Source organism: Streptomyces yerevanensis, from assembly GCF_000716805.1.
In the GTDB taxonomy this organism is placed as follows: Bacteria; Actinomycetota; Actinomycetes; order Streptomycetales; family Streptomycetaceae; genus Streptomyces; species Streptomyces flaveus.
Window position 1 is genome coordinate 1 of sequence record NZ_JNWJ01000256.1, and the last position, 316, is coordinate 316.

The 316-nt window shown below is 65.5% G+C and carries 1 protein-coding gene; it reads left to right on the top strand.

What is annotated here, in order from left to right; translation table 11 throughout:
- Positions 1 to 36 precede the first annotated feature (36 nt).
- Positions 37 to 316 (top strand): MarR family winged helix-turn-helix transcriptional regulator (locus tag OP79_RS49310; protein WP_033329917.1); only part of this gene is annotated, 280 nt, incomplete at its 3' end.

Genomic DNA, 316 nt, shown 5'->3' on the forward strand with positions numbered 1-316 from the left:
CCACACTCTTCGAATTCGAAGCAGTAGACTCCGGACATGCCTGATTCACCGCCGTCGCTCGACCGTGTGCAACTCGGCGCCTACTTCGACCTCATCGAGGTGACCAGCCTGCTCCGGCATGCCGTCGAGCAGCAGCTGCGCGAGGCCGGCGAACTCAGCTATGTGCAGTTCCAGCTCCTGGCCCGCCTCGGAGACTCGCCGACGGGCAGCCACCGCATGACCGACCTCGCCGACGGCGTCGTCTACAGCCGCAGCGGCCTGACATACCAGGTAGGTCTACTCGAAAAGGAGGGCCTGGTCGTCCGCGCTCCCTCGC